This is a genomic window from Rhizobium sp. UBA1881 (genome assembly GCF_002338015.1).
Classification (GTDB): Bacteria; Pseudomonadota; Alphaproteobacteria; order Rhizobiales; family Rhizobiaceae; genus Rhizobium.
Window position 1 is genome coordinate 1 of the sequence record NZ_DDHH01000122.1, and the last position, 5,325, is coordinate 5,325.

Annotated in this window: 5 protein-coding genes; 3 read left to right on the forward strand and 2 right to left on the reverse strand. The window is 62.3% G+C overall.

Going from position 1 to position 5,325, the window contains the following annotated elements:
- Window positions 1–60: 60 nt before the first annotated feature.
- Window positions 61–1,674, forward strand: a complete 1,614-nt coding sequence (gene cimA, locus B3605_RS15170) for a citramalate synthase (RefSeq protein WP_112941347.1) — start codon at window positions 61–63, stop codon at window positions 1,672–1,674.
- A 6-nt stretch (window positions 1,675–1,680) separates the two neighbouring features.
- Here the strand turns inward: cimA and B3605_RS15175 are convergent, their stop codons facing one another.
- Window positions 1,681–2,556, reverse strand: a complete 876-nt coding sequence (locus B3605_RS15175) for a protein-L-isoaspartate O-methyltransferase family protein (protein WP_112941385.1) — start codon at window positions 2,554–2,556, stop codon at window positions 1,681–1,683.
- 114 nt (window positions 2,557–2,670) lie between these two features.
- On the opposite strand from B3605_RS15175, the gene rarD reads away from it, so the two are divergent.
- The gene (gene rarD / locus B3605_RS15180; RefSeq protein WP_112950906.1) at window positions 2,671–3,585 is read left to right on the forward strand and encodes an EamA family transporter RarD; all 915 of its coding nucleotides are present in this window, start codon (window positions 2,671–2,673) and stop codon (window positions 3,583–3,585) included.
- Window positions 3,586–3,596: 11 nt separating this feature from the next.
- On the opposite strand, the gene B3605_RS15185 is transcribed toward rarD, so the two are convergent.
- Entirely contained in the window at window positions 3,597–4,220 is a 624-nt protein-coding gene (locus B3605_RS15185) for a TIGR00730 family Rossman fold protein (protein WP_112941348.1), read from the reverse strand.
- A gap of 155 nt (window positions 4,221–4,375) precedes the next feature.
- Between B3605_RS15185 and B3605_RS15190 the strand changes: the two genes are divergently transcribed.
- The coding region (locus tag B3605_RS15190) for an Ig-like domain-containing protein (RefSeq protein WP_296434857.1) at window positions 4,376–5,325 on the forward strand (950 nt) is incomplete at its 3' end.

The following is a 5,325-nucleotide window of genomic DNA, read 5'->3' on the forward strand; positions in this document are numbered from 1 at the left end:
CCGGCAGGACAGAGGGGGGTGGCCCCACATGAAAGCATTCGAGGCCTGGGAGGCTTAGCAATGAAAGACCGCATCTATCTCTTCGACACCACGCTGCGCGACGGACAGCAGACGCCGGGCATCGATTTTTCCGTCGAGGACAAGATCGCCATCGCCACCATGCTCGACGAATTCGGGCTGGACTATATCGAGGGCGGCTATCCGGGTGCGAACCCGACGGATACGGCTTTCTTTAACGAGAAGCGCACCCGCAACGCCTCCTTCGTCGCCTTCGGGATGACCAAGCGCGCCGGTGTTTCGGCCTCCAACGATCCGGGGCTCAGCAGCCTGTTGCAGGCAAAGAGCGATGCGGTCTGTCTGGTCGCCAAGAGCTGGGACTACCACGTCAAGGTCGCGCTCGGCTGTTCCAACGAGGAGAACCTCGAGAGCATCTCAGAGAGCGTCAAGGCCGTGGTCGCGGCGGGCAAGGAGGCGATGGTCGATTGCGAGCACTTCTTCGACGGCTACAAGGCCAACCCTCAGTATGCGCTCGCCTGCGCCAGGGCAGCTTATGATGCCGGCGCGCGATGGGTCGTGCTCTGCGACACCAATGGCGGCACGCAGCCGCCCGAGGTCCGTGAGATCGTCGAGGCGGTGATCGCGTCAGGCGTTCCCGGGCACTGTCTTGGCATCCATGCGCACAATGATACCGGTCAGGCGGTCGCCAATTCTCTCGCCGCCGTCGAGGCCGGCGTGCGGCAGATCCAGGGCACGCTCAACGGTATCGGCGAGCGCTGCGGCAACGCCAATCTGGTGACGCTGATCCCGACGCTTGCGCTGAAGGAGACCTACGCCTCGCGCTTCATGACCGCTATCGACCCCGAGCGTCTCCTCAATCTGACGCGGCTGTCGCATGCCTTCGACGAACTTCTGAACCGCTCGCCCGACCACCAGATGCCCTATGTGGGCGCCTCCGCCTTCGCGACCAAGGCCGGCATCCATGCCTCGGCGCTTCTGAAGGACCCGCGCACCTACGAGCATGTGACGCCTGAGAGCGTCGGCAACTTCCGCAAGGTCATGGTGTCGGACCAGGGCGGCAAGGCGAATTTCATCAACGCGCTGAAGCGGCGCGGCATCGAGGTGGGCAAGGACGATCCAAAACTCGACCGGCTGATCTCGCTGGTGAAGGAACGCGAAGCATCCGGCTATGCCTATGAGGGTGCGGATGCCAGCTTCGAGCTCCTGGCGCGCCGCACGCTCGGCACGATCCCCGAATTCTTCTCGGTCGAGGGCTTCCGGGTGATGGTCGAGCGCCGCTTCGATTCACACGGCAAGGTGAAGATCGTTTCCGAGGCCGTCGTGAAGCTCGGCGTCGATGGCCAGACCATCATGTCGGTGGCTGAAGGCGACGGCCCGGTCAACGCGCTCGACCTTGCGCTGCGCAAGGACTTCGGCAAGTACCAACACGAGATCGACGATCTGGTTCTGGCCGACTTCAAGGTGCGTATCCTCAATGGCGGCACGGAAGCGATCACCCGGGTTCTGATCGAATCCACCGACAGCGACGGCGTGCGCTGGTGGACGGTCGGCGTGTCGGAGAACATCATCGACGCCTCGTTCCAGGCACTGATGGATTCGGTCATCTACAAGCTGATGAAGAACCGGCAGCTGGCGGGCAAGATCGCCGCCGAATAGCAAGGCTCAATGGAGCGCGGCCATGACGAGGCCCCAGCGCTCCTGCGAGTACCACTCCTGCTCCGTCTTGACCGCATCCCAGCGTAGCGCGTGAATGCGGTTGAGCCCGCCGGCGTGGAAGGCGCGATCAAGCGCGGCGTAGGTGGAGAGGTCGCCCGAAATCCCCTCGCCCCAGACGAAATTGACCGGCTGCAGGAAACGCGTGCCTAACTCATCCCCTTGCCTGCCGATGAGGAAGAAGGCGGCCTGCGACGTGACGCCGAGCAACCGGCCTTCGGCGCCCATGGCAGGCGTGCCAAGCGGAAACAGCAGGCGCCCGCCGTCCGCGAGCCTGTCGATCCACGGTTCGGCGGGGTGGTGCAGAGCGAAATTAACGTAGACGGCATCCGCAGGCTCGCGGGGCCATTCGAGACCGTTTCCTTGGACGACTTCGACATTTGCGTATCGCGCGAGATTGCGTCTGGCCTGTTGTGCCAGTTCCGCATCGAACTCGACGGCCACGACGCGGCCGGTCTCGCCGACGATTTCGGCGATGATGGCGGTATAATAGCCGCTGCCGGCGCCGATGTGGCAGACGGTCTCGCCCTTGCGCAGCTTCAACCGGTGCAAGGCGCCCGCATGCAGGCTCGGGCTGCCATTGTTGACCTGGCGGTCGGCTTGGAGCGCGAAGAGCACGTCCTGGTAGAGAACGACGGGATCGCTTGAGGGCACATCGACGTAACGCTTCCAGTCGCGCATCTTCCACGGCGGCGGCCCGAGGAAGTCCTCGCGCGGCACGGCGGCGAATGCGTTCAGCAGTTCATCATCGCGATCGACACCCGCTTTGGCCAGCATTTGAACGGCGTAAGCACGGCGGCAGATTTTCAGCTCGGCTTCATCCACGGTCTGATCCTGATAATTCAGCGTTAGCGAATATCGCTTCAATGAAATGAATTGGCCTATTCACGGCCGTTGCGCTAATCGGGTGCCAATCATAAGAACCAATGGAAACACCCAATGTCTGCCGATGCAAGCATTCCCCTCGTGAAAAACGAGGACAGTCCGCGTGGCTTCGCCTTCGCGCTTACGGCCTATCTGCTCTGGGGCTTCCTGCCGATCTACATGAAGGCGGTCGCGCATATTTCGCCGGCCGAGGTTATCGCGCATCGCATCCTCTGGTCGCTGCCGCTGGCCGGCATCGTGCTCATCGTGCTCGGCCGCACGCAGGATATCCGCATCGCGCTGCGCTCTCCGCGTATGCTTGGGATGGCGGCGCTCACCGCGTCGCTGATCACGGTCAACTGGGGAACCTATGTCTGGGCGATCGGCGCCGGGCATTCGCTCGATGCCGCACTCGGCTATTTCATCAATCCGCTCTTCAGCATCTTCCTCGGCGCGGTTGTGCTGAAAGAAAAGCTGCGGCCGGCGCAGATCGCCGCGATTGTGCTCGCGGGTCTCGCCGTCGTCGTGCTCGCCGTCGATAGCGGCGGCATTCCGTGGGTTTCGCTGACGCTAACTATTACCTGGGGCCTCTACGCGCTATTTCGCAAGACGCTGCCGCTCGGCCCGAACCAGGGGTTCTTTCTCGAGGTGCTGATCCTCAGCATCCCGGCCTTCTTTTATGTTCTCTATCTGGAGCTCGGCACCGGAGACGGGCATTTCTATCGTACCGGCTGGAGCGATACGGCGCTCCTTCTCGGCTGCGGTTTGATCACAGCTGTCCCGTTGATGATCTATGCCAACGGCGCCAAGCTCCTGAAGCTGTCGACGATAGGCATCATGCAGTATATCGCGCCGACGATGATCTTTCTCATCGCCGTCTTCATCTTCAAGGAGCCGCTTGGCACCGCGCGCATGATTGCTTTCCCGCTGATCTGGGCGGGGCTTTTCCTCTACACATGGTCGATGCTGAGAGGCAGTCGGGGGCGATAAGCCCCCGCTTATTACAATTTCGAGATAACGGCTTCCTCGCCGTCGCGGTCGCTGGCAAATTCGGCGGCCTGCGCCATGATCGCAGGGATAATCTCCTCTATCGTGTCGATCACCAGCGGCTGCACCCGGTGAGCAGTGTGGATAAAGCCCTCGTCCGTCATGTGGCGCAGGAGCTCCATCATCGGATCCCAGAAGCCGTTGATGTTGGCAAAGATCATCGGCTTTTCATGACGGCCGAGCTGCGCCCAGGTCATGATCTCGATAATTTCCTCCAGCGTGCCGATGCCGCCGGGAAGCGCCACGAAGGCATCCGAGCGCTCGAACATCGTGTGTTTGCGCGCATGCATGTCAGGCGTTACAATCAGCTCGTTGAGCTGGCCGAGGGAGTGGCGGGTCGCCTCCATGTCGATCAGGAATTCGGGAATGATGCCGGTCACCTGACCGCCGTTCGAGAGCGTACCGCTCGCAACCGCCCCCATGATCCCCTTGGTGCCGCCGCCATAGATCAGGCGCAGGCCGTAATCGGCGATCTCCTTGCCCAGCGCGCGGCCGGCGGCCATGTGGCTCGGGTCGCTGCCGGGGCGCGAACCGCAATAGACACAAATGGAGCGAATGGAATGAGATTGATCTGTCATGGGAGCAAACAACTATTCTCTCTGGGTCCAGTCAAGAAAAATGACGGAAAACATACATCTTACATTTGCCCGGCTACTTTGACTGCTTGTGCAAAGCAACGGGAATCGCTAGCAATTTCAGGAAGTCTGGCAAGATTGCCGCTTGGGGAGACCTGATGATGAAAAACCGTGCCGGCTTGCTGGCCCTTGCAGTGCTTGTAATCGCAATTCTGTTGATGGTCTTTGTCGTCATGCCCCGTATCGGTGGCGATGCCGGCAAGGTTGGTGACGCAATCAATCAGGCAAGCTCCGAGGTCAAGAAAACCGTAACCGAATCCGCCAAGACCTCGCGTCCGTCGGCGCCCGACGATGCCGCGACCGCACAGAAGCTCGGCGGCCTGACGACGGCAGCCGGACAGGCACTTGGCGAACTTAAGGCGCTGTTTGCCGACGGCAAGGGTCCGACCGACGACGTTTTCGCAAGCGCCAAGACGAAGACGATCGGCGCGCTTCAGGCACTCGCCGATTTCGCGACGCCCGAGGGTACCAACCCGATCACCACAGCCGCGATCGATAAGGCCAAGGCCGGCGCCGCCAAGGCGCTCTCCATTATCCAGTCGCTGCCCGAAAACATCGCCGATGCTGCCGCCGCGATTGCACGTGCCGAAGCGGCCCTTACGGGCGCGCCGGAACCAGCCGCACCTCAGACGCAGGACAACGCCGCACCGGTTGCCGAAGGCCCGAAGCTGCCGACATTCGACGTGCTGCGTGTCGAGCCCGACGGCTCAACGGTCATCGCCGGTTCCGCCGAGCCGAACAGCAAGCTTGAAATCCTCGACGGCGACAAGGTGCTGATGGGGACCGATGTCGGCGACAATGGCGATTTCGTCGCGGTTCTCGACAATCCGCTTGCCGCCGGCGACCACCAGCTGCAGCTGCGCGCGACAGCCAAGGATGGCAAGGTGACGACCTCGGAAGAGATCGCCACGATCTCGATCCCCAAGGACGGCAATGCATCGCAGCTGCTCGCCATGGTCTCCAAGCCGGGCGCCGCCAGCCGCATCATCACCGCGCCTGGCGTGACGCCTCCGGCAGCCGCCACCGACGCGGCCCCGACCGACCAGGC